Source organism: Belnapia moabensis DSM 16746 (genome assembly GCF_000745835.1).
GTDB lineage: Bacteria > Pseudomonadota > Alphaproteobacteria > Acetobacterales > Acetobacteraceae > Belnapia > Belnapia moabensis.
This window is the reverse complement of sequence record NZ_JQKB01000015.1, coordinates 1-22,266: the sequence shown is the minus strand read 5'-3', so window position 1 is coordinate 22,266 and position 22,266 is coordinate 1. Positions and strand designations below refer to the sequence as shown.

Sequence of the window (22,266 nt, the reverse complement as noted above, 5' to 3'; positions counted from 1 at the left end):
GCTGTCTTCGGCCTGCCCACCGGAGTCCCAGCATGACCGAACCCACCGGCACCGCCGCGCATCGCTGGTTCGGCCGCAAGCCCCCACGACCTCTCGCCCGCTGAGCGCTTGGTCCTCGCCTCGACATCGGCGCACCGGGTCATCAGCCGCGACATCGAGCGCGATTTCGACGGCGATCTGACCTTCGGCCAGCGCCTGGCCGACAAGGTCGCCGAATTCGGCGGCTCCTGGGCCTTCATCCTCAGCTTCGGCCTGTTCCTGCTGGCCTGGACGCTGCTGAATGCCGCCCTGCCACGGCCCTTCGACGCCTATCCCTATATCTTCCTCAACCTGCTGCTCTCGATGATCGCCGCCCTCCAGGCACCCATCATCATGATGAGCCAGAACCGCCAGGCCGCCCGCGACCGGCTCGATGCCGCCCACGACTACGAGGTGAACCTCAAGGCCGAGATCGAGATCATGGCCCTCCACGAGAAGCTGGACCAGCTCCGCACCCGCGAGATCGAGGTGCTGCTCGCCCGCCAGCAGGAACAGATCGACTTGCTGACCCGGCTGTTGCAGAAGCGGGGCTGAGCCCCGCTCCCGCCCGGGAAGGGCTCAGGCCTTCGCCAGCCCCGCCGCCTTCATCGCATCGCCGAGCGCCTTGTCCGCCGCGGCAAGCGCCTGCCCCGCCCCCGCGCCATCGGCATAGACCAGGCCGAAGCCGCGCGCGTTCATGAATTCCTGGTATTCCTTGCTGTCGAACACCTTCTTCAGCGCCGGCTCGATCGCCGCCTTCACCTCGGCGGGCAGGTTCGCCGGCCCGGCGATGATGCGCATCGCGCCGGCGGTGATGTCGATGTTCATCGTCTCCTTCAGCGTCGGGATATTGGCGAAGGCCGAAAGCCGCGCCGGCGCCATCACCGCGAGGCTCCGCGCCCGCCCGGCATCCAGCATCGCCCGCGCCTCGGGGACGGAGCAGGTGGTGAAGTCGAGCCCGCCCGCCGCCAGGTCCTGCATCGCCGGCGCCGCGCCGTTGGAGGGCACCCAGCGCACATGGTCCGCCTTCAGCCCCATCGCGCCCAGCCAGCTCGCCAGCGCCAGGTGCCAGATGCCGCCCTGGCCCGTGCCGCTCGCCTTGAACTTGCCCGCCGGGCTCGCCTTGATCGCATCCGCCAGCTGCTGGACGTTCTGATAGGCCGAGCTGGCATTCACCTGGATGCCCGGCGGGTCGTTGTTCAGCTGCCCGAGCGGGGTGAAGTTCTTGTAGGTGACCTCCGTCAGCCCCTGCCAGTGCAGCATGCAAATCTCGGAGGTGATGATGCCGAGCGTGTAGCCGTCCGGCGAGGCCTGGGCGATGGCGGTGTGGCCCACCACGCCGGAGCCGCCGGTGCGGTTCACCACGTTGAAGGGCTGGCCCAGCTCCCGCTCCAGCAGCGTGGCCGCGATGCGCAGCACCGCGTCCGTCCCGCCGCCCGCGGCCCAGGGGCAGAGCATCTGCACCGGCCGCGCCGGCCAGCGCGGCTGGGCGAGGGCAGGGGAGGCGAGGAGGGCAGCGCCCGCCCCCAGCAACCCACGGCGATCGATCGAAACCATGACATGTCCTCCGGCTGATATTGTGATTATCGTTACTCTACCGCACCCTATGCCGGCAAGCGCCGCCCGCCCGTGCGGTTCCAAATCCACACCCCGAGCGGCCAGAGCAGCGCCCCGATGGTCATCGCCGCCAGCACGGCGGAGACCGGCCGCTCGAAGAAGGGCATCACGTCGCCATCCGACTTGATGAGCGAGGTGATGAAATTCTGCTCCACCATCGTCCCCATGACGATGCCGAGCACCAGCGCCGCCACCGGATAGCCGTTCCGCTCCATGACGAAGCCGAGGATGCCGAAGACGCCAACCAGCAGCACCGAGAACAGGTTGTTCCCCGTCGCAAAGGCGCCGACGGCGCAGAGCAGCAGGATCACCGGCATGATCGAGGCCCGCGGCGCCCGCAGCACCTTGGACGCGATGCGGATCATGACGATGCCCAAGGGGATCATGATGATGTTGGCGATGATGAAGATGAGATAGAGCGCATACATGCTGCGCGCATTCTCGGTGAAGAGCGTCGGCCCCGGGTTCAGCCCCTTCATGTAGAGCACGCCGATGGCGATCGCCGTGATCGTGTCGCCCGGGATGCCGAAGAGCAGCGACGGCACCCAGCCCGAGGCGAGCGAGGCGTTGTTCGACGCCCCCGCCTCGACCAGCCCCTCCGGATGCCCCGTCCCGAACTTCTCCGGCTCCTTCGAGAATTTCTTCGACATCGCGTAAGAAACCCAGGCCGCCATGTCGGCCCCGGCACCCGGCAGCACGCCGATGATGACGCCGATGATGTTCCCCCGCCACATCGGCCACTGGTACTTCTTGGTCAGCTTCCACTGCCCGGCGAGGATGGAGCCGAATTTCCGGTGCGGCATCTTCGGCGGCTCAGGCGTCGCCATTGCCCGCATCACCTCGCTGACGGCGAAGACGCCCACCAGCGCCGGGATCGGCTCGATCCCCCCCAGCAGATCCGTCAGCCCGAAGGTGAAGCGCGGCGTGCCGGCCGGATTCTCCATCCCGATGCAGGCGATCAGCAGCCCGAGCAGCATGGAGGCGATCGCCTTGATCGGCGAGGAGCGCGCCACCAGCGTCGCGCACATCAGCCCGAGGAAGGCGAGCCAGAAATACTCGAAGGTCGAGAAGGACAGCGCCATCTCGGCCAGCAGCGGCGCCATCAACACCAGCGATAGCGTCCCCACGATGCCGCCGATGGCCGAGAACCAGAGCCCGGCGCCGAGCGCCACCTCCGGCTGGCCCTTGCGCGTCATCGCATAGGCCTCGTCCGTATAGGCAGCCGAGGCCGGCGTCCCCGGGATGCGCAGCAGGCAGCCCGGAATGTCGCCCGAGAAGATCGCCATGGCAGAGGCGGTGATGATGGTGGCGATGGCCGCGATCGGGCTCAGCCAGAAGGTGACGGGCACCAGCAGCGCCGTCGCCATGGTGGCGGACAGCCCCGGCAGCGACCCGACCACCAGCCCATAGATCGCCGAGGCGACGATGGCGATGATGACATCCGGCGCCGCGACGAGGCGGACGCCTTCCATGAGTTCGTTCATGATGCGCCTACCACGGTGCCGGCAACACGCCATCGGGCAGCGGCACCCGCAGCAGCTTGTAGAAGGCGAGATGCACGAGGACCGGCGCCACCAGCGCCAGCGGCACGGCGAGCCGCATCGACGCGCCGAGCGCCCAGGCCACGACGAAGACCATGATGCCCGCCGTCAGCAGGAAGCCCAGCGGCTCCGAGGCCAGCATGTAGAACAGCAGCAGGGCAGGGGGGATCAGCACGCGCAGCCCGCCGAAGCGCGAGCCCGTCGCCGGCACATCCTCTTCCGGGACCTCAAAGCTACGGCCGATGCCAAGGGCGATCAGCGCCCCGCAGATCACGAGGCCGGAGCCGATCAGCATCGGAAAGGCCGCCGGCCCGACATCCTGCCCTGGCACCGCCGGCAGGCGAGAGCCGCTCCAGGCCGCAAGGCCCCCGAGGACCACCAGGACCCCCCCGGTCACCCGGTCGGATAATTGCACGGGTTCTTTCCCCCTTGGACGCTCAGACTCCGCAACCACTCTACCCGGCCCATCCCCGAGGTCCAGACTGCCCCGGCCGATTTGGCGCTCACGTCGCGGCAAGGCATCATCGAGCCGAACGGAGAAACGCCCCACCCCATGACACCCGATTGGCACGACCGGCTCCACTCCATCGAGGCAACCGAGGCCGGCCTCGCCTCGGCCGGCTACATCGCCAGCCGCCCCATCGCAACCGCCGCCTACCTGGCGCACCACCTGCAGAAGCCCATCCTCGTCGAGGGCCCCGCCGGCGTCGGCAAGACCGAGCTGGCGAAGGCGCTGTCGCGCTGGCTCGGCATCGGCCTGATCCGCATGCAGTGCTACGAGGGCCTCGACGAATCGAAGGCCCTCTATGAGTGGAAGTACGGCAAGCAGCTGCTCTACACCCAGATCCTGAAGGACCGCCTCGGCGCCGCCCTCGGTGAGGAGCCCGGCCTCGATGCCGCCCTCGCCCGCCTGCACGGCTTCGGCGACCTCTTCTTCTCCGAGCAATTCCTCGAGCCCCGTCCGCTCCTGCGCGCCCTCCGCGAGCCCGGCGGCGCCGTCTTGCTGATCGACGAGGTCGACAAGGCCGACCAGGAATTCGAGGCCTTCCTCCTCGAACTTCTCTCCGACTACCAGGTCTCCATCCCCGAAATCGGCACCATCCGCGCCGACGTCCCGCCGCTGGTGCTGCTCACCTCCAACAGCCAGCGCGACCTCGGCGACGCGCTGAAGCGCCGCTGCCTCCACCTCCATATCGGCCTGCCTGATGCAAGGCTGGAGGCGCGCATCCTCGCCGCCCGCCTGCCCGGCATCGAGGACGAGCTGCGCCGCCAGCTCGTCGCCTTCGTCCAGCAGCTCCGCACGCTCGACCTGCGCAAGCTCCCCTCGGTCAGCGAGACCATCGACTGGGCGCGCACGCTTCTCCTGCTGCATGTCCGCGAGCTCGACGCCGCCGTGGTCCGCGACACGCTCAACGTGCTGCTGAAATTCGAGGCCGATATCGAGACCGCCGAGCCCCGCCTCGCAGATCTGCTGGCCGCCAGCCGGCGCGAGTCCGTCCCCATCCGCTGATGCAGCCGCTGCTCGACTTCCTCCGCGCCGCCCGCAGCGCCGGCCTCCGCATCTCGCCGGCCGAGAGCATCGACGCCGCCCGCGCCGTCGAGCAGGTGGGTTTCACCGACCGCACCACGCTGCGCGACACGCTCTCCCTCGTGCTCGCCAAGACGGCGGAGGAGAAGCGCCTCTTCGCAGAATGCTTCGACCTCTTCTTCTCCCGCCCGGCCTTCACGCCCGACCAGGCGGAGGACGCCACCCCCGCCTCGGCCGACAGCCCGCTCGCGCGGATGCTCCTCGCCGGCGACCAGTCCGGCCTCGCCGCCGCCGCCGAGGGCGCGGCCTCGGAGATCGAGGTCGCCAACATCACCATCTTCACCCAGGTGAACCTCTACACCCGCCGCATCCTGGAGCGCATGGGCCTCGCCGCGCTCGACCGCGAGATCGCCGCCGCCCCGCCCGCGACGGCCGACCGCCTCCGCGAGGGCCGCGACCGCCTCCGCGAGCAGGTCCGCGAGCTGGTGCAGCAGAACCTCGCCCTCTACGCCCGCGGCCAGGCGGAGGAGTACCGCAACCGCACGCTCACCCGCACCCGCCTCGCCGCCATCGACCGCCGCGACCATGACCGCATGCGCAAGCTCGTCCGCGCCATGGCCCGCCGCCTCGCCGCGCAATACGGCCGCCGCCGCAAGCGCCAGCGCCGTGGCCTGCTCGACGCCCGCCGCACCATCCGCCGCAACATGGGCTGGGACGGCCTGCCCTTCCTCCCCGTCTGGAAGCAGGAGGTGATCGACAAGCCGAAGCTCGTCGTCCTCTGCGATGTCAGCGGCTCCGTCGCCGCCATGGCGCAATTCCTGCTGCTCTTCCTCTACTCGCTGAACGAAGCCCTCTCCGGCCTGCACGCCTTCGCCTTCTCCGGCACGCTCGTCCCCGTCTCGGATCTGCTGGAGCGCCAACCCATCGAGCGCGCCATTCCCGCCGTGCTCGACCGCGCCGGCTTCGGCTCATCGAATTACGGCCAGGCCCTCGCCGACTTCGCCGAAGGCCAGATGCAACTCCTCGACAGCCGCACGACGGTCATCATCCTCGGCGACGGCCGCGGCAACCGCACCGACCCGCGCGCCGACCTCCTCGCCGCCATGGCCAACCGCGCCAAGCAGATCGTCTGGCTGAACCCGGAGCCCCGCCCGCTCTGGGGCACCGGCGATTCCGACATGCCCCGCTACGCCCCGCACTGCCGCGTCGCCGCCGTCTGCAACACGCTCGACGCGCTCGACCGCATCATCGCCGGCCTGCTGCGGGACGGGGCTTGATACTCCCCACAAAACCGCTGCGCAGTTTTGCGGAGGCCCCGGATTGTCGCTCAAGACCCAAGGTCTCGCACAGCCTTCCACGGCAAAGCCGCGGAAGGACACCGGGCAGGGGCCGGTGCCGGTAGGCGTTCCTGGGCAAAACCCGGATCGGGTATTCCGCGCGAGTAGGCAACAGGTCAGAGCGGGTTACGAGCGCCAGTGCGAAGGGCAGCCGCCTTGATGTAATCGATGAAGGCCCTGAGCGGCGCCGGCACCAGCCGCCGCCCCGAATAGTACAGGAAGGGCCCCGAGAAGGACGGCCACCACGGCTCCAGCACCGCCTCTAGCGCCCCGCTGTCGAGATACGGCCGCAGCCAGTCTTCGAACAACGCGACGATCCCCGCGCCGCCGACCGCCGCCTCCACCGACAGATCCACCGCTCCGCCGATATTGACGATCAGCGGCCCCGTGGGATCGACCCGCACCGTCTCGCCCTCCCGCTCGAATTCCCAGGCCGGCATGTTCCCGCTCGGGAAGCGCCCCCGCAGGCAGGCATGTCCCAGCAACTCGCGCGGATGCTCCGGCCGTCCACGCCGGTCGAGATAGTCCGGTGCCGCCGCCGTGGCGAAGCGCTGCACCCGCGGGCCGATCGGCACCGCGATCATGTCCGCCTCCAGCCGCTCGTCGTAGCGGATGCCTGCATCGCAGCCCGCCGCCAGCACATCGACGAACCCATCCTCCGCCGTGACCTCCAGCCGGATGTCGGGATAGGCCGCGAGGAAGCCCGGCACGATCCCCGGCAGCACCAGCCGCGCCGCGCTGACCGGCACGTTGAGCCGCAGCGTCCCCACCGGCCGGTCGCGGAAGCCGTTGACGAGATCCATCGCCGCCTCCACCTCGCCGAGCGCCGGCCCCAGCCGCTCCAGCAGCCGCTCCCCCGCCTCGGTCGGCCGCACGCTCCGCGTCGTCCGGTGCAGCAGCCGCACGCCGAGCCGCGTCTCCAGCCGCCGCACCGCCTCGCTGAGGCCGGAGGCGCTGGCCCCCGCCGCCCGCCCTGCCTCACGGAATCCCCCCGCCCGGGCTACCGCCAGGAAGGCCTGCAACTCACCTAGATCGGCCGCCATTGTCCGTTATTCCGCACAGGTCGTGCGGATCATTCCCGGTTCTCGCGCAATCCGGCAGGTCCTAACTCTGCCGGGCGCCAAGGAGAACCCCCATGACCAGCATCGACCAGGCCGGCACCTTCCAGCTCGGCAGCCGCCCCGTGAAGCGCCTCGGCTACGGCGCCATGCAGCTCGCCGGCCCCGGCGTCTTCGGCCCGCCGCGCGACCGGGACGCGGCGCTGGCCGTGCTCCGCGCCGCCGTCGCCGCCGGCGTGGACCATATCGACACCAGCGATTTCTACGGCCCCCACATCACCAACCAGCTCATCCGCGAGGCCCTGGCGCCCTATCCCGCCAACCTCACCCTCGTCACCAAGATCGGCGCCCGGCGCGACGACAAGGGCGCCTGGCTCCCCGCCTTCTCGGCTGCAGAGCTGACCCAGGCCGTCCACGACAACCTCCGCAACCTCGGCCTGGATGCGCTGGAGGTCGTCAACCTCCGCATCATGTTCGACGTCCACGGCCCCGCCGAAGGCTCCATCGAAGCCCCGCTCACCGCGCTCGCCGAGCTGCAACGCCACGGCCTCGTCCGCCACATCGGCCTCAGCAACGTCACGCCGACGCAGGTGGCGGAAGGCCGCCGCCTCTGCGCCATCGCCTGCGTGCAGAACCAGTACAACCTAGCCCATCGCGGCGACGATGCCCTGATCGACGCCCTCGCCGGCGACGGCATCCCCTACGTGCCCTCCTTCCCGCTCGGCGGCTTCAGCCCGCTGCAATCCTCCACCCTCTCCGGCGTCGCGGAGCGGCTCGGTGCCACGCCGATGCAGGTGGCGCTCGCTTGGCTGCTGCGCCGCTCGCCCAACATCCTGCTGATCCCCGGCACCTCCTCCGCCGCGCATCTGCGGGAGAACCTCGCCGCCGCCGACCTCGTCCTGCCGGCCGATGCGATGGCCGCGCTGGACGGTATCGGCACCGCCGCCTGACGCGCACCGCCGCGACGGGCCGCTCGCCAGCGGCCGCCCGATCCGCCAGTATCCCGCGGCATATCCTCAGCAAGGTCCCATGCCCGACCTGTTCAGCCCCTACACGCTCAAGGGCATCACCCTGCGCAACCGCATCGCCATGTCGCCCATGACGATGTACCGCTCGGTGGACGGCCGGATGGGCGACTACCATGTGATGCTGATGGGCTCGCGCGCCGCCGGCGGCTTCGGCCTGGTCTTCCCCGAGCAGATCGCCATCACCCCCGACGGCCGCACCGGCACCTGCTGTGCCGGGATCTGGGACGATGCCCAGGTCGAGGGCCTGGCCCGCGTCTGCGCCATGGTGAAGGAGATGGGCGCCGTCCCCGCCATCCAGCTCGGCCATACCGGGCGCAAGGGCAGCGAGCAGAAGCCTTGGGAGGGCAAGCGGCAGATCGCCCCGGACCACCCGGATGGCTGGCAGGTCCGTGGGCCCTCCGCCATCCCCTTCGGCGGCCGCTACCCCTTCCCGGTGCATGAGCTGAGCATCCCCGAGATCCACGACCTGCACCGCGCCTATGCCGATGCCGCGCGCCGCGCCCTGGATGCCGGCTTCGAGTGGCTGGAGATGCATTTCGCCCATGGCTATCTCGGCGCCAGCTTCTTCTCCCCGCTCGCCAACCAGCGGACCGACGCCTATGGCGGCAGCCTGGAAAACCGCCTGCGCTTCCACCGCGAGGCGCTGGACGCTGTGCGCGCCGTCTGGCCGGAGCGCCTGCCGCTGACCATGCGCCTCGGCTCCGACGACTTCCACCCGGACGGCGTGCAGTTCGACGACGCGGTCTGGGCGGTCGGCGAGCTGAAGCGGCACGGCCTGGACCTCGCCGACCTCAGCCTCGGGATGAACACCGACGACCTGCGCGAGCCGCCCTTTGCGCAGGCCGCCTTCATGGTGGAGCGGGGCAACCGCGTCCGGCGCGAATGCGGCATCCCGGTCGCGGTCAGTTGGAACCTCGGCACGCCCGCCATCGCCGACCGGGTGATCCGCGAGGAGCTGATCGACCTCGTCTTCCTCGGCCGCCCGGCGCTCGCTAACCCCCACTGGCCGGTCTGGGCCGCGCGCGAGCTGGCGCATGGCGATCCCTTCTCGCTCCTGCCGCAGGACTGGTCATGGTGGCTGAAGAACCGCCCGGGCTCCGAGAACTCGCATGGCTGGCCGGCGCCCGCGCCCAGGCCCTGAGGCAGGGAAGCCGCCCTACCGCACCGCCGTCACCACCTGCGCCCTGATCCGCCCTGCGACCGGCCCGGCGCCGAACCGTGCCGCAACGGCATCCGCCGCCGCCTCCGTCGCCGCCGCCAGCGCCCCGTCGCCCCGCGCCTCGATCTCGCCCCGCATCGGCGTCCCCTGGCAGAAGCCGATGGCAACAGCCCGCGCCTCCGCCGCCCGGCTCTCCCGCTCGACGGCCTCCGCCCCTACCGTCCCGAACCCGGCCTCCCGCAGCAGCGCGCGGAGCGGCGCCGTGTCGTGATGTCCATGCGGCGTCCGCGCCAGGAACATCGGCGGATTATCCGGGAACAGCCGCGCCACCGCCTTCACTACCGCATCGGCGAAGTCATTCGCCTCGATCCGGTCCCAGAAGCTGAACAGCAGACGCCCGCCCGGCTTCAGCACCCGATGCGCCTCGGCGAAGGCCCGCGCCTTGTCCGGGAAGAACATCACCCCGAACTGGCAGACCACGGCATCGAACATCCCATCGGGGAAGGGCAGCGCCTGCGCATCCGCCTGCCGCCAGCTCACCCGCGTGGAAGACAGCCGCCCCGCCGCATGATCCAGCATCGGCTGATTGAGGTCCGTCGCCACGATGCCGACACCCGGCGGCAGCACCGCATCCAGCGCCCGCGTGACGATGCCCGTCCCCGCCGCCGTCTCCAGCAGATGCCCCTGCGTCAGTCCCGCCAGCCGCGCCGCCATGTCCGCCGCATAGGGCGCGAAGATCATCGGCCCGAGATAGCGGTCGTACAGCGCCGGGACCGAGCCCCGGAAATTCCGATCGGCATCCATGGCGGCGGCCTCCCCGCCGTCGATCATGCCGCACGCCGCGCCCTCCGGCGCATTTTCAGCCAGGATTGATCGCAGCCTGCCCCGGCGCATTCCGCGGCGGCTCGAACCGCACCGCGCCGGGATGCAGCACCGTCGCCCGCGGCGCATCGGCCACGCTCAGCACCCCCGCCTGCGCGAAGGTCCCCCGGATCTCCTCGGCGAAGTCCGCCGCCGCATGATCGCCCCCCGCCTCCCCGAGCGCCGCCACGGCATAGAGGAAGGCCCGCCCCGCGAAGCACATATCCGCCCCCACCGCCACCGCCCGCAGCACATCCAGCCCCGAGCGGATCGACCCGTCGAACAGCACCTTCGCCCGCCCCGCGACCTGCGCCGCGATCGCCGGCACCGTGTCGATCGAGGCCGGCGCCGCGTCGAATTGCCGCCCCCCATGGTTCGACACCCAGATCCCATCGACGCCGAGCTGCACCGCCCGCTCCGCATCCTCCGGATGCTGCAGCCCCTTCAGCACCAGCGCCCGCGGCCAGGCATCGCGGAAGCGCGCGATATCCTCCCAGGTCACGCCCGTCACCATGCTCCGCTGCACGAAGCCCGCCATCTCGGCGAGCCCCGCCCCCTCGCCGACATAGGCCCGCATGTTGGGGAAGCTCGGCAGCCCCGCCCTGAGCGAGGCCACCGCCCAGGCCGGCGCCCGCGCGATATCGAACACCGTGCGCGGCCTGTACCGGAACGGCATCACCAGCCCGTTGCGCACGTCATGCACCCGCTTCTGCCGCGCCGGCACGTCGAGGGTGACGACCAGCGCATGCGCCCCCACCGCCTCCGCCCGCCGGATCAGGTCGAAGGACAGCGCATGCCTCTCCCCCGGCAAGCCGTAGAGCTGGAACCAGAAGACATCCGGCGCGATCCGCGCCAGCTCCTCCATCGCCACATTGGCGACGGTGGACGACACGTAGGGGATGCCCGCCTTCTGCGCCGCCGCGGCGAGGATCGCATCCGCCCCCGGCCAGACCATGCCGACATTGCCCATCGGCGCCACGCCCACCGGCGCGTTGTAGATGCGCCCGAACAGCTCCGTCCGCACCGATACCGCCGAGACATCCAGCGCATAGCGCGGCACGATCCGCACCGCATCCATCGCTGCCCGGTTATGCGCGACATTTGGCGCCCCATCGCCCACGCCGCCCGCGACGAAATCATAGGCGAAGCGCGCCACCCGCCAGCGCGCCCGCCTTTCCAGGTCGCCGAAGCTTGGGAAGCGCCGTCGCAGCCGCGCGGCCGGCGTCTCCGCCACGGTGCTGCTCATGCAGTCCCCTCCCTATCCTGTTCCTTGCCCCCTATCTTCATGGCAATGCCGCCGAAGGCAACCCGCCGCCCTGCCCGGCGCTGAAGGACCAAAAGAGGAACCACCAATGCCCCGCCCGACCCTCCCTCTCCTGGCGACGCTCGCCCTCCTCGCCGGCTGCGTGACCCCCGACCTGCCGCCCCAGGGCTACGCCACCCTGCCCCCCGATGCCGTACAGGGCGCCGGCGACCCGGCCCGCGCGGCGATCATCGGCAGCGCCTATGCCTTCGGCAGTCCGGCGAGCCTCGCCGGCAACCCCGCCGCCGCCGCCCGCGCCGTCGCCAATTACGAATACCTGGCGACCGAGCTGCCCTACGGCCCGCGCTGGCGCGGCTTCAACGGCCCCATCGGCCCGCTCTTCACGGATGGGCTGAATGAGCTTCGCCCCGCCATCGGCATCGCCCCGAATGCCCAAGCCCAGCCGGTGGTGCAGTCGCTCTACGCCGCCTCCCGCGCCATCAATGCCGGCGACCAGGCAGGCGCCGAGCGCATCCTCTCCAACCCCGCCTTCCCAGCCGGCGGCGCCGCTACCCTCCAGCGCCTGTCGAACCTCCCCGCCCTGCCGCGCGTCGCCGCCGCCACCGCCTTCGCCGCGCAGGAGCTCGATCGCCAGGACCGCCTCGGCTCGCCGCGCGGCCAGGACGGCGGCGGAGGGAGCGGCGGCGGACGCTCCTGAGGCCATCCCGCACAACCGCTTCGCGGTTCTGCGGGGGCACCTGGATGATCGCCTGACGCCCCGGGCCTCGCCCTGCCTTCCGCGGCAAGGCGGCGGAAGGACACCAGGCGGGAGCCGGCTTCGCCAGATGCTCTGAAACCCGCTGGTCGCTAAACTACTTAGAGACCGGCCCGCTGCCATCGGGTACGCCGCGCGGCGGTGTCGCAGACGAAGTCCTTGCCCATCCCTTTCCGCCACCGGCCAGCGCCATGGCGAGCCGCCCGCGCTTCTGCTAGCCGGGCAGGATGCCGCATCCCGCTCCTTCCGCCTGGTGGCGCGACCGCCGATACCTCGTGCTGCTCGCCCTCGGCTTCGCCTCCGGCATCCCCCTGCCGCTGACCGCCGCCACGCTGCGCCGCTGGCTGTCGGAGCAGGGCCTCTCGGTCGAGCTGATCGGCCTCACCGCCTCGCTTGGCCTGGCCTACACGCTGAAATTCCTCTGGGCCCCGGCGCTGGACCAGCTCGCCCCGCCCGTCTTCCGCGCCCTCGGCCGCCGCCGCGGCTGGCTCGCCTGCATCCAGCCGGCGCTGATCCTCGCCATCGCCGCCCTCGGCCTCACCACGCCGACGCCCACCGGCTACGCCGCCACCTTCGCCCTGGCCGCCTTCGTCGCCTTCCTCTCCGCCAGCCAGGATGTCGTGGTCGACGCCTACCGCATCGACCTGCTGGAGGAGAACGAGCAGGGCTACGGCCTCGCCCTCTATGTCTGGGGCTATCGCGGCGCCCTGCTGGCCAGCGGCGCCGGAGCGCTGGCCGTCACCGAACTCGGCGGCTGGGCCCTCGGCTATGGCCTCTGCGCCGCGCTCATCGGCATCGGCCTCCTGGCCGTCCTCCTCGCCCCGGAGCCCGCCGCCCCGCCCCGCCCGGCGGCGGCGCCCGGCGGCCGCCTCCGCGCCGCCATCATCGACCCCTTCATCGACTTCATGCAGCGCCGCCACTGGCTGGCGATCCTGCTCTTCGTCGTGCTCTTCAAGCTCGGCGAGGCGCTGGCCGGCGTGATGACCCAGCCCTTCTACGCCCAGCTCGGCTTCACCCGGCTGGAGCTGGCGGCGATCAACAACGTCTTCGGCCTACTCGCCATCCTTGCCGGCGCGCTCGCCGGCGGCTGGCTGGTCCGCCGCCTCGGCATCGCCCGCGCCCTGGTGCTGACCGGCTTCGGCCAGATGCTCTCCAACCTGATGTATGTCGCGCTGGCGCTTGCGGGCCACGACCTGCCGCTGCTCTGGGCTCAGGTCGGCATCGAGAACTTCACCGACGGCATGGCCGACGCCGCCTTCCTCGCCTATCTCTCGAGCCTCACCAACCGCGCCTTCAGCGCCACGCAATACGCGCTGCTTTCCTCGCTTGCCGCCTTTGCCACCCGCACCCTCGGCGGCGCCTCCGGCTTCCTCGCCGCCTGGCTCGCCTGGCCCGGCTTCTTCCTGATGACGACGCTCGCCGCCTTGCCGGCGATGAGCATCATGCTCTGGCTGCTCCGCCGCCTGCCGCCGCGCGAGGCCCCGCCGCCGGCGGACGCCGCCCTATCCAACCCGTGAATGGACGCTATCGACACGACGCATTGGATCATCCGCCGGGCCGGCCCAACTCTCGCTGCAACGCAACATGAGAGTGCCTGCCCGATGACCGACCTCTTCCAGCCCGTGCGCCTCGGCGCCATCGACCTGCCGAACCGCGTGGTGATGGCGCCGCTCACCCGCAGCCGCACCGGCAGCGCCGGCATCCCCGGCCCGATGAACGCCACCTACTACGCCCAGCGCGCGACCGCCGGCCTCATCATCGCCGAAGCGACGCAGATCTCGCAGCAGGGCCAGGGCTACGCCTACACCCCCGGCATCGTCACGGAGCAGCAGATCGCCGGCTGGCGCCAGGTGACGGACGCCGTCCACCGCGAAGGCGGCCGCATCCTCCTCCAGCTCTGGCATGTCGGCCGCATCTCCCACCCGAGCCTGCAGCCGGATGGCGCCCTCCCCGTCGCCCCCTCGGCGATCAAGCCGGAGGGCCAGGCCTTCACCGAGAGCGGCTTCGCCCCCTTCGTCACCCCCCGCGCGCTCGAGACCGACGAGATCCCCGGCATCGTCGAGGATTACCGCCGCGCCGCCCGCAATGCGAAGGAAGCTGGCTTCGACGGCGTCGAGATCCATGGCGCCAATGGCTACCTGATCGACCAGTTCCTCCGCGACGGCACCAACCAGCGCACGGACCGCTACGGCGGCAGCATCGAGAACCGCACCCGCCTCCTGCTCGAAGTGACGAAAGCCGTCACCTCCGTCTGGGGCGGCGAGCGCACCGGCCTCCGCATCTCTCCGGCCTCGCCCGCCAACGACATGCGCGACAGCAACCCGCAGGCGCTCTTCGACCACGCCGTCGCGGCGCTCGCCCCCTTCAACCTCGCCTACCTGCATGTGGTGGAGGGCGCGACCGGCGGCTCCCGCGACGCGGGCGGCTTCGACTTCCAGGCCCTCCGCCGCGCCTTCTCCGGCGCCTACATGGCGAATAACGGCTACGACCTGCCGCTGGCCCAGGCCGCGCTCGCCGAGGGCCGTGCGGACGCCATCGCCTTCGGCCGTCCTTTCATCTCCAACCCGGACCTCGTCGAGCGCCTCCGCACCGGCGCCCCGCTCGCCCAGTCGCAGAAGGAGACCTTCTACGGCGGCGACGAGCATGGCTACACGGACTACCCGGCGCTCACCCGGAAAGCGGCGTAAGGCTGGGGGCTAGGCCCCCAGACCCACCGGGGGGCAGGCGTCCCCCCGGCTTCCGGCACAGATTTGCACTTGCAAAACATCCATGCTCAGATTATAGGAATATATCCTCACTTCAGAACGGCCCGAGGCTGTCGGGCAGGATGAAGTCGCTGGCCGTCAGGTGGTGGATGCCGGTCAACTCGATCTCCTGCCAATAGATCGTCGGCTTCTCCGGCGGGTCGTCCTCGTTGCGGAAGCCATTGAGCGCCGAGATCTTGATGATCGTGTTCCCGTCCTCGATGTCGTAGCGCGCCTGCATGGCATAGCTCACCACGAAGTCGCCCGTGCCGAGGAAGATTCCCGCCGGCTGCCCCCTGGGCGGCGCGTGGTGGTTGAAGTAGCCCGAGATGTCGATCACGTCCTGCCCGTGATGGAAGTCGCGGATGATGTCCCGCTCCCCCGGCCCGACCGCGGTGTCCCGCGCGCCTCCGTAACTCGCCAGGTAGCCGAACATGAACACGTCCCGCCCCGCGCCACCGACCAGCGCATCCACCCCGGTGCTGCCCTGCAGCGTGTCCCGCCCGGCTCCGCCGCACAGCAGGTCGTCGTTCGAGCTGCCGCGGATGAAGTCGTTGCCCGCGCCGCCATACAGATGCTGCGGCAAGGCCTCGTACAGCTCCATGTCGTGGCTCGGGATGGTGCCATAGCCCATGATCGAGTCATCGCCGGCCCCGCCGAACACCGTGTTCGCGCCATACCCGGCCAGCACGGTGTCGTTTCCCGCCCCGCCGAAGATGAAGTTGTCGCCCGCACCCGGCGTCGAGCCCAGGGTCGGGCCGTACTCCGGCTGCTCGTCAGGCCTCGGAAGGAAGTAGTTGTCGCCGGCGATGAAGTCGTTGCCGGCCCCGCCGAGCAGGATATCGCTCCCCGCCCGCCCGAAGATGACGTCGTTGCCCTGGTGACCAAGGATGAGGTCGCCGCCGATCGTGCCGCGCAAGGTGTCATCGGCCCGCGTGCCGGGAAAATACGACATTCTGGTGTTTCCTCTTGCCGGAGGGTTTCACCCTCCGGTCGAGGATTGGACACCTTCATCCATGAACAGTCACGAATTCCCTGAACAAGGAGTCGTTATTGCGGGTTGCCAACAGGAGGCGTGTTTCGACCGGGCGGCGAGGGGCTACCCGCCCTGCCGTCACGGCCAGACAGGCGCGCTGTCCAGCCCTGCGGTCTCCGGCAGGCCGCAGATCAGGTTCGCATTCTGCACCGCCTGGCCGGCGGCTCCCTTGCCGAGATTGTCCACCACGCCCATCGCAATCACCAGGTCGCGCTCCGGGTCGGCGGCATAGCTGACGAAGGCGAGGTTCGAGCCGGTCGCCCATTTGGTCTGCGGCGGCGCGTCGGTGACGCGGAGGTGGGCCCGCCCTGCATAGAAGCGCCGGGCCGCCTCCAGGCACTCGCCCGTTGTGGCGCGGCCGCGGCAGTAGATCGTGGCGAGCACGCCGCGGGTCATCGGCACGAGATGCGGCGTGAACACCAACCCGGCCGCGCTGCCGCCGCCGAGACGCTCGATCGTCCTGGTCATCTCGGGCATGTGGACGTGCTTGAGCAACCCATAGGGCACGAGGTTCTCGTTGCTCTCGGCATAGCCGAACCGGCTGTCGGCCCCGCCCCGTCCGGCCCCGGAGATGCCGGTCTTGGCGTCGATGATGATGTTGCCCGGCTCGACCAGCCTGTTGGCCAGCAGCGGCGCCAGCGCGGTCAGCACCGCCGCCGGGAAGCAGCCGGGGTTGGCGATGCGGGTCCGCCCCATGATCTGGTCCGGCCAGACATCCGCCAGGCCATAGGCCCAACCCTCGGCATAGCGATGGTCGCCGCCGACATCGACGATCTTCACATCGCTGGGCACGCGCGCCAGCGCCTCGGCCGAGGCGCCCGTGGGCAGCGAGGCAAAGAGCAGGTCGAGCTTCGGCAGGGTCGCCGGATTCCATTTCTCGATCACCAGCCCGGCCAGCCTGGCCGGAACCCCGGGGAAGCGATCCGCCAGCCGGCTGCCGGCGCTGCCCTCGCCCGCGGCATAAACCAACTCGAAGGACGGATGGCCTGCGACCAGGCGCAGCGCCTCGCCGCCGCCGAAACCGCTGATGCCGACGATACCGACTCGAATGCTCATGGCGATGTCCTGTCGCTGGGGTGCAGGCAAAGAAAAACCCCCGAAGCCAGGGGCTGCGGGGGTTCGGAAAGGCGGGCCGGGGCTGGTCCGGCGGTGGGGCCTACGGTGAGGCCGTCACCACTTTAAAGGACGCCGATCGACGCGCAGCCCGACGAGCCGCCGCATGAGTGCTGCGGCGTCGGCGTCGGTCACAAAGGGTCAGGTCCTCGAACATGTCCTGCGACACTGTAGCCATCCCGATTCGGGGTCAAGCGGAACGTTCGCCAGCGCCGCCGCCTAAACCCTTCAATTCCTCAAGCGGCGTCCGGAAACCTTGCCCGGGCAACGGCTTGGCCTCACTCCGAAGCGCAGGAACTGAAGCCGCTTGAGGCGTTTTTATCCCGCTTCAACCATTCCGCAGCGCGACGGTGAACGGTGCCTCGGTCTTCGCCGTGATCTCCTCCAGCGTCACCTCCGGCGCCAGCTCGACCAGCTTCACCTCGGTCTCGCCCTTCCGGGCGATCTCGAACACCCCAAGCTCGGTGATGACCATGTCCACCACCCGTGCCCCGGTCAGCGGCAGCGAGCATTCGCGCAGCAGCTTCGGCTTGCCGCCCGCGGTGTGCTCCATCAGCACCACCACCTTCTTCACCCCGGCGACGAGGTCCATCGCCCCGCCCATGCCCTTCACCATCTTGCCGGGGATCATCCAGTTGGCGAGGTCGCCATTCGCCGCCACCTGCAAGGCGCCGAGGATCGACAGGTCGATATGCCCGCCGCGGATCATGGCGAAGCTGTCGGCGCTCGAGAAATAGCTGCTCGTCCGCAGCTCGGTGATGGTCTGCTTGCCGGCATTGATGAGGTCGGCATCCTCATCCCCCTCATAGGGGAAGGGCCCGAGCCCCAGCATCCCGTTCTCGCTCTGCAGCTGCACGCTCATGCCCGAGGGCACATGGTTCGCCACCAGCGTCGGGATGCCGATGCCGAGATTGACGTAGAACCCGTCCTCGAGCTCCGCCGCCGCGCGGGCGGCCATCTGGTCACGCGTCCAGGGCATCGTCGCTCTCCCTCAGGCCAAAACGCGCTTGCGCGTGGTGCGCTGCTCGATCCGCTTCTCGAAACCGGGCGGGCACTCGATCATCCGCTTCACGAAGATGCCCGGCGTCACGATGTGGTCCGGGTCGATGTCGCCCGCCTCCACGATGTGCTCCACCTGCGCCACCGTCATGCGCGCCGCCGTCGCCATCATCGGATTGAAGTTCCGCGCCGTCTTCCGATAGACGAGGTTGCCCTCGGTATCGCCTTTCCAGGCATGGATGATCGAGAGGTCGGCGACGAGCCCGCGCTCCATCACATAGGTCTCGCCGTCGAACTCCGCCGTCGGCTTGCCCTCGGCGACCTTCGTGCCGACGCCCGTCTTGGTGTAGAAGGCCGGGATGCCCGCACCCCCCGCCCGGATGCGCTCCGCCAGCGTCCCCTGCGGGTTGAACTCGATCTCGAGCTGCCCGGCCAGGTACTGCTCGGCGAAGGTCTTGTTCTCGCCGACATAGCTGCTGATCATCTTCCGCACCTGCCGCGTCTGCAGCAGCAGGCCGAGCCCGGCATCGTCGATGCCGGCATTGTTCGAGACGATGGTCAGCTCCTTCACGCCGCTGTCGCGGATTGCCTCGATCAGCAGCGAGGGAATGCCGCACAGGCCGAAGCCGCCCGACATGATCATCATGCCGTCGCGCAGCGTCCCGGCCAGGGCCTCCTTCGCGTCGCTATAGACCTTCCCCATGGGCGCCAGCTCCCTGCCTGCGGCGGATATCGTGGCCGCAACCTAGTCGTGTCGATGATCGCAGGAAAGAGGCGCGGAGGGGCTTGCGCACCCCGCCGGGCACGGCTATACGGCGCCTCCTTCCTGGGGGGCCATAGCTCAGTTGGGAGAGCGCTTGAATGGCATTCAAGAGGTCGGCGGTTCGATTCCGCCTGGCTCCACCAGGGACTTCGCCGCAGGGCCGTTAGGCTGCCGGCAGGAACCTTCCCCCGCCCATCCCGGTTCATCCCGCACCACCAGGGGGATGAAGCCATGAGCACCGCCAAGCAGGACAACCGCCGCGCCGCCGAGAAGCATTCCGGCGAGGGCGGCACGAGCAATGCCGGCGGCACCGCCACCGGTCCCGGCAGCTCCTCCGCCAGCGCCGGCAAGGGCGACGAGCAACGCAACATCGCCGGTAGCGGCAGCGACAAGTCGGCGCATAACCGCCCCGGCCACAAGACGCATGGCTGAGCCCATGCCGGGCGGGACGTGACGCGCAGCGAGGAATTGCTGCATCTCGCGGACCGTCTCGGCCAGGTCGAGCGCGCCGGCGCCGGCGCCGATCTCAGCCTGCACCTCGCCCTCGCGCTCGAGGGCGAGGTGATGCCCTACACGCGCCGCGCCGAGCTTGCCTGGGATCTGCTGCCGGAGCGCTACGCCTGGCTCCCGCCTATCCGCTCCGGCGACCGGGTCTACATGGCCTGCCGCCGGGCCGATGACGGCCTGCTGCACCGCCAGTGGGCCCGCACCCTGCCGCTGGCGATGTGCGGCGCCCTGTTGCGCGCCCACGCCGCCCTGGCAGCCGAAGCCTAGCCCCGCCGCGCCCGCCACTCCGCCAGCGACACCACCTTCTCCCCGCTCTCCTTCGGCACGACGACGGTGCCCTCCGGCGCCGCACGATCGACATGCCGGAAGGTGAGCTGCAACGCGACCATCCGTGGCCGCACCCAGGGCGACTCCATCCGCAGCCCGGACTCCAGCCGCGCCGCATCCGGCCGGGCGAAATAGCTGGCAGCATAGAGCCGCGCGCGGCGCTCATCCGCCGCCATGACGTAGCACGGGCCCCGATAGGTGCTGGCCGACCAATCCGCAGCCTCGGCCGCGGTCGAGATGGGCATCAAGCCGAACAACGGCATGGGATTCTCGTTCCGGTGAAGATAATCACAGGTTGAATTGTATCGGTGAAGCCCGTCACCGGGTTCTTAACGGATCACGCCGTTATGCATGCTAAGCGTGTACCGATCTGACACTGAATTGAGCTTTACGCGCATGGCGTGATTTAACCGCTGCTGCGTATTCATCCTGCGGGTTTGAAACCGAACCGGTGTCCTTGCGGACATGCCGCTGCCCCAAAGGAGATCGCAATGCAGGCCGAGCGCCACAAACGCTTCCATGGCTACGTGAAGGTCGAGATCGAAGCCCGTTTTCCCCGTCGCTGGATCTGGACCATCTACCGGTCGGATTCCGAAACCGTCGTTCTCCGTGCCCCCTCCGGCTTCACTTCCGCCGAGGATGCCTGGAAAGCCAGCCAATCCGCCCTGCGCGCGCTGGAGATCGGCAATCCTGCCGCTATACCCATCGCTGCCTGAATGAAGGAAAGTCTGGTGCCGACACCCAGGATTGAACTGGGGACCTACTGATTAGGAATAAGCGAAACTGGACCACCTGTGATTGCTAATAGGTCTTGTAAGCCGCCTTCGGCCTAACGTTTTTTCAGACCCGAGTGGTAAGGTGCCGCCAAAAGACGCCATGCGGACCCATTGCGGACCTATCCGCCGGGTCCGCATGGGGTCCGCAAAGGTGAGGTAAGCGGGTCCATGCCGAAGCTGACAGACCGGTTCATCGCAACCTTCAAGCCGGAGGGCGCGGCGAAGGACCGGCTGACCTTCGACACCGAGTGCAAGGGCCTAGGGGTCCGTGCCACGGTGGCCGGCAGTAAAGGCTTCATCGTCCAATGGAACGACGCCGCCACCGGTCGGAAGGTGCGGGAGCCGCTGGGCGCCTGGGGCAGCATCACAGTGGAGCAAGCCCGCGCGGCAGCACGCGCTCGGCTGGGCCGAGTAGCCCAAGGCATCAACCCCGCGGCCGAGCGTGCAGCGGCAAGGGCGGCCGATGAGGCCCGGCGGGCTGCGCAGGCGGTGGCAAAGGAAGAAGCCCGCTTCACTCTGGATGCGCTGATCGCTGACTGGGCGCGGCTACATCTAGCCGGCAAGCGTGCGCGCTACAGCGCTGAGGCCGAGCGGGCGCTCCGGGTAGCGTTCAAGGCGCACCTGGACCGGCCGGCGGCGGCCCTCACCCATGCAGCAGTGATTGCCGTGCTGGATGCGTTGGCAGGTGCTGGCAAGGCATCGATGGCGAGCCGGACTATGGCCTATGGCCGAGCTTGTTACGGTTGGGCCGTGAAGCGACGCCGGCTGTCACTCAACCCCTTTGCCGGGCTGCCAGTCATCCAAGGCGGCAACCCGACACGCGACCGGGTGCTAACCGATACCGAGATTGGCGCTGTATGGCGTGCTGCCGGAACGCTGGGCCTGCCGTTCGGGCCGTTGGTAAAGCTGCTGATGCTGACTGCCCAGCGCCGCGAGGAAGTGGCAGCGATGCGGTGGTCCGAACTTTCCGCCGATCTTGGGACCTGGACCCTACCACCAGCGCGGGCGAAGAACGGTAAGGCGCATATTGTTCATCTGGCCGAGCCGGCGCGGGCGATCCTGACTAGTGTGCCGCGATTTGCCGGGCGAGATCTAGTCTTCAGCACCACCGGCAGTACGGCCCCAACCGGGTTCAGCAAAGCCAAGCTGGCCCTGGACGCCGCTATGGCAAAGGACACTGCGGAAGAGGCTGTTTCTCTCGCCCAAAACACGAAAACCCCGAGAAAGGCGAAAACTCAATCGCCTACAAAAGCCGATCCCTCGCTTGGCTGGCGCTTCCACGACTTTCGGCGCACTGCCGTGACTTGGCTGGCAGGAGCAGGATTCCCGCCGCACGTCGCTGACCGGCTGCTGAATCATGTCACCGGCACCATCCACGGCGTAGCTGCGATCTACCAACGTGGGGAGTTCCTAGGCGAGAGAAAAGCCGCGCTGAACGCATGGGCCGAGCACGTCCTTCGCTGCGGCGACGGCCTGACACAAGCTGTGAACGTGGTGTCTCTGGATGGCTCTGTTGCACAAATGAGCTGACGGTTAGGGTTCCCCTTTCCCCGGACAGCCTCATCCTACGGCTTCGGTGACGGGTATTCCGAGCGCGGTGAAGCCGTTCAAGACGGCCACACGAACCTGGAACTCGGCGACCTGGCGGTCGAAGTCTCTTGCCGTCAGGCGTTGGCCCAAGAGTTTGATGCAGTGCATTTTGGTCTCTGCGCGGCTTCGGCGGTGATAGCCGCTCCATCGTCGCCAGATAGTCCGACCAAAGCGCCGCGATGCACGGAGGGCTTCATTTCGTGCGATCGCCCCGGCGCCATCGGCCTTCCAGGGTTTGGCGTTCTT

At 69.4% G+C, this 22,266-nt stretch carries 23 protein-coding genes, 1 tRNA gene and 1 pseudogene; 13 read left to right on the top strand and 12 right to left on the bottom strand.

Going from position 1 to position 22,266, the window contains the following annotated elements; translation table 11 throughout:
• Window positions 1-108 precede the first annotated feature (108 nt).
• On the top strand, window positions 109-573 hold the full coding sequence (locus EP26_RS11995) for a DUF1003 domain-containing protein (RefSeq protein ID WP_245624377.1): 465 nt from the start codon (window positions 109-111) through the stop codon (window positions 571-573).
• A gap of 24 nt (window positions 574-597) precedes the next feature.
• Here the strand turns inward: EP26_RS11995 and EP26_RS11990 are convergent, their stop codons facing one another.
• Genes EP26_RS11990 through EP26_RS11980 form a run of 3 tightly spaced genes read right to left on the bottom strand, consistent with a single transcriptional unit; the run spans window position 598 to window position 3,591 of the window.
• Window positions 598-1,575, bottom strand: coding sequence for a tripartite tricarboxylate transporter substrate binding protein (locus EP26_RS11990; protein ID WP_043338804.1), 978 nt, complete (start codon window positions 1,573-1,575; stop codon window positions 598-600).
• Between the two features lie 47 nt (window positions 1,576-1,622).
• Window positions 1,623-3,119 (bottom strand): tripartite tricarboxylate transporter permease, encoded by a 1,497-nt coding sequence (locus EP26_RS11985; protein ID WP_211259426.1) that lies wholly within the window; start codon window positions 3,117-3,119, stop codon window positions 1,623-1,625.
• Window positions 3,120-3,126: 7 nt separating this feature from the next.
• Window positions 3,127-3,591 carry a tripartite tricarboxylate transporter TctB family protein gene (locus EP26_RS11980; protein ID WP_043338803.1) on the bottom strand — a complete coding sequence of 155 codons (465 nt, stop codon included), beginning with the start codon at window positions 3,589-3,591 and terminating at the stop codon, window positions 3,127-3,129.
• A gap of 138 nt (window positions 3,592-3,729) precedes the next feature.
• Between EP26_RS11980 and EP26_RS11975 the strand changes: the two genes are divergently transcribed.
• Window positions 3,730-4,686 (top strand): AAA family ATPase, encoded by a 957-nt coding sequence (locus EP26_RS11975; protein WP_043338802.1) that lies wholly within the window; start codon window positions 3,730-3,732, stop codon window positions 4,684-4,686.
• Window positions 4,686-5,981, top strand: a complete 1,296-nt coding sequence (locus EP26_RS11970) for a VWA domain-containing protein (RefSeq protein WP_052389089.1) — start codon at window positions 4,686-4,688, stop codon at window positions 5,979-5,981. The genes EP26_RS11975 and EP26_RS11970 overlap by 1 nt, the downstream gene beginning before the upstream one ends.
• A gap of 176 nt (window positions 5,982-6,157) precedes the next feature.
• On the opposite strand, the gene EP26_RS11965 is transcribed toward EP26_RS11970, so the two are convergent.
• Entirely contained in the window at window positions 6,158-7,084 is a 927-nt protein-coding gene (locus EP26_RS11965) for a LysR family transcriptional regulator (protein WP_043338800.1), read from the bottom strand.
• 92 nt (window positions 7,085-7,176) lie between these two features.
• Between EP26_RS11965 and EP26_RS11960 the strand changes: the two genes are divergently transcribed.
• Together EP26_RS11960 and EP26_RS11955 are read left to right on the top strand one after the other, a co-directional pair.
• Window positions 7,177-8,049: an aldo/keto reductase family oxidoreductase gene (locus tag EP26_RS11960; RefSeq protein ID WP_043338799.1), complete on the top strand. Its 873-nt coding sequence runs from the start codon at window positions 7,177-7,179 to the stop codon at window positions 8,047-8,049.
• 79 nt (window positions 8,050-8,128) lie between these two features.
• A complete protein-coding gene (locus EP26_RS11955) occupies window positions 8,129-9,268 on the top strand; it encodes an oxidoreductase (RefSeq protein WP_043338797.1) in 1,140 nt (379 codons plus the stop codon).
• 15 nt (window positions 9,269-9,283) lie between these two features.
• On the opposite strand, the gene EP26_RS11950 is transcribed toward EP26_RS11955, so the two are convergent.
• Window positions 9,284-10,117: a class I SAM-dependent methyltransferase gene (locus tag EP26_RS11950; RefSeq protein WP_245624376.1), complete on the bottom strand. Its 834-nt coding sequence runs from the start codon at window positions 10,115-10,117 to the stop codon at window positions 9,284-9,286.
• A gap of 28 nt (window positions 10,118-10,145) precedes the next feature.
• Complete coding sequence (locus tag EP26_RS11945; RefSeq protein ID WP_052389088.1) at window positions 10,146-11,393, bottom strand: alpha-hydroxy acid oxidase; 1,248 nt, start codon at window positions 11,391-11,393, stop codon at window positions 10,146-10,148.
• A gap of 106 nt (window positions 11,394-11,499) precedes the next feature.
• Between EP26_RS11945 and EP26_RS11940 the strand changes: the two genes are divergently transcribed.
• The 3 genes from EP26_RS11940 to EP26_RS11930 all read left to right on the top strand — a co-directional run bounded on the left by EP26_RS11940 (window position 11,500) and on the right by EP26_RS11930 (window position 14,852).
• Complete coding sequence (locus tag EP26_RS11940; RefSeq protein WP_043338796.1) at window positions 11,500-12,108, top strand: hypothetical protein; 609 nt, start codon at window positions 11,500-11,502, stop codon at window positions 12,106-12,108.
• A 284-nt stretch (window positions 12,109-12,392) separates the two neighbouring features.
• A complete protein-coding gene (locus EP26_RS11935) occupies window positions 12,393-13,682 on the top strand; it encodes an AmpG family muropeptide MFS transporter (protein ID WP_043338795.1) in 1,290 nt (429 codons plus the stop codon).
• Window positions 13,683-13,766: 84 nt separating this feature from the next.
• Complete coding sequence (locus EP26_RS11930; RefSeq protein WP_043338794.1) at window positions 13,767-14,852, top strand: alkene reductase; 1,086 nt, start codon at window positions 13,767-13,769, stop codon at window positions 14,850-14,852.
• Window positions 14,853-14,964: 112 nt separating this feature from the next.
• Here EP26_RS11930 and EP26_RS11925 read toward each other — a convergent pair whose 3' ends face one another.
• The 4 genes from EP26_RS11925 to EP26_RS11910 all read right to left on the bottom strand — a co-directional run bounded on the left by EP26_RS11925 (window position 14,965) and on the right by EP26_RS11910 (window position 18,760).
• Window positions 14,965-15,864: a calcium-binding protein gene (locus tag EP26_RS11925; protein ID WP_052389087.1), complete on the bottom strand. Its 900-nt coding sequence runs from the start codon at window positions 15,862-15,864 to the stop codon at window positions 14,965-14,967.
• Window positions 15,865-16,023: 159 nt separating this feature from the next.
• Complete coding sequence (gene argC / locus EP26_RS11920; protein ID WP_043338793.1) at window positions 16,024-17,001, bottom strand: N-acetyl-gamma-glutamyl-phosphate reductase; 978 nt, start codon at window positions 16,999-17,001, stop codon at window positions 16,024-16,026.
• A 385-nt stretch (window positions 17,002-17,386) separates the two neighbouring features.
• The gene (locus tag EP26_RS11915) at window positions 17,387-18,037 is read right to left on the bottom strand and encodes a CoA transferase subunit B (RefSeq protein ID WP_043338792.1); all 651 of its coding nucleotides are present in this window, start codon (window positions 18,035-18,037) and stop codon (window positions 17,387-17,389) included.
• Between the two features lie 12 nt (window positions 18,038-18,049).
• Entirely contained in the window at window positions 18,050-18,760 is a 711-nt protein-coding gene (locus tag EP26_RS11910) for a CoA transferase subunit A (protein WP_043338791.1), read from the bottom strand.
• Window positions 18,761-18,887: 127 nt separating this feature from the next.
• Here EP26_RS11910 and EP26_RS11905 point away from each other — a divergent pair.
• From EP26_RS11905 to EP26_RS11895, 3 genes are all read left to right on the top strand, one after another.
• Window positions 18,888-18,963 (top strand) — tRNA-Ala (locus EP26_RS11905).
• Window positions 18,964-19,051: 88 nt separating this feature from the next.
• Entirely contained in the window at window positions 19,052-19,252 is a 201-nt protein-coding gene (locus EP26_RS11900) for a hypothetical protein (RefSeq protein ID WP_043338790.1), read from the top strand.
• A gap of 18 nt (window positions 19,253-19,270) precedes the next feature.
• Window positions 19,271-19,594: a hypothetical protein gene (locus EP26_RS11895; protein ID WP_043338789.1), complete on the top strand. Its 324-nt coding sequence runs from the start codon at window positions 19,271-19,273 to the stop codon at window positions 19,592-19,594.
• Here EP26_RS11895 and EP26_RS11890 read toward each other — a convergent pair.
• Window positions 19,591-19,917, bottom strand: coding sequence for a hypothetical protein (locus EP26_RS11890; RefSeq protein ID WP_043338787.1), 327 nt, complete (start codon window positions 19,915-19,917; stop codon window positions 19,591-19,593). The genes EP26_RS11895 and EP26_RS11890 overlap by 4 nt on opposite strands.
• A gap of 228 nt (window positions 19,918-20,145) precedes the next feature.
• On the opposite strand from EP26_RS11890, the gene EP26_RS11885 reads away from it, so the two are divergent.
• A complete protein-coding gene (locus EP26_RS11885; RefSeq protein ID WP_043338786.1) occupies window positions 20,146-20,370 on the top strand; it encodes a hypothetical protein in 225 nt (74 codons plus the stop codon).
• Between the two features lie 228 nt (window positions 20,371-20,598).
• Window positions 20,599-21,960: a tyrosine-type recombinase/integrase gene (locus EP26_RS11880; protein WP_043338785.1), complete on the top strand. Its 1,362-nt coding sequence runs from the start codon at window positions 20,599-20,601 to the stop codon at window positions 21,958-21,960.
• Window positions 21,961-21,990: 30 nt separating this feature from the next.
• On the opposite strand, the pseudogene EP26_RS33035 reads toward EP26_RS11880, so the two are convergent.
• Window positions 21,991-22,266 (bottom strand): annotated as a pseudogene (locus tag EP26_RS33035) (IS5/IS1182 family transposase); the annotation flags it as partial.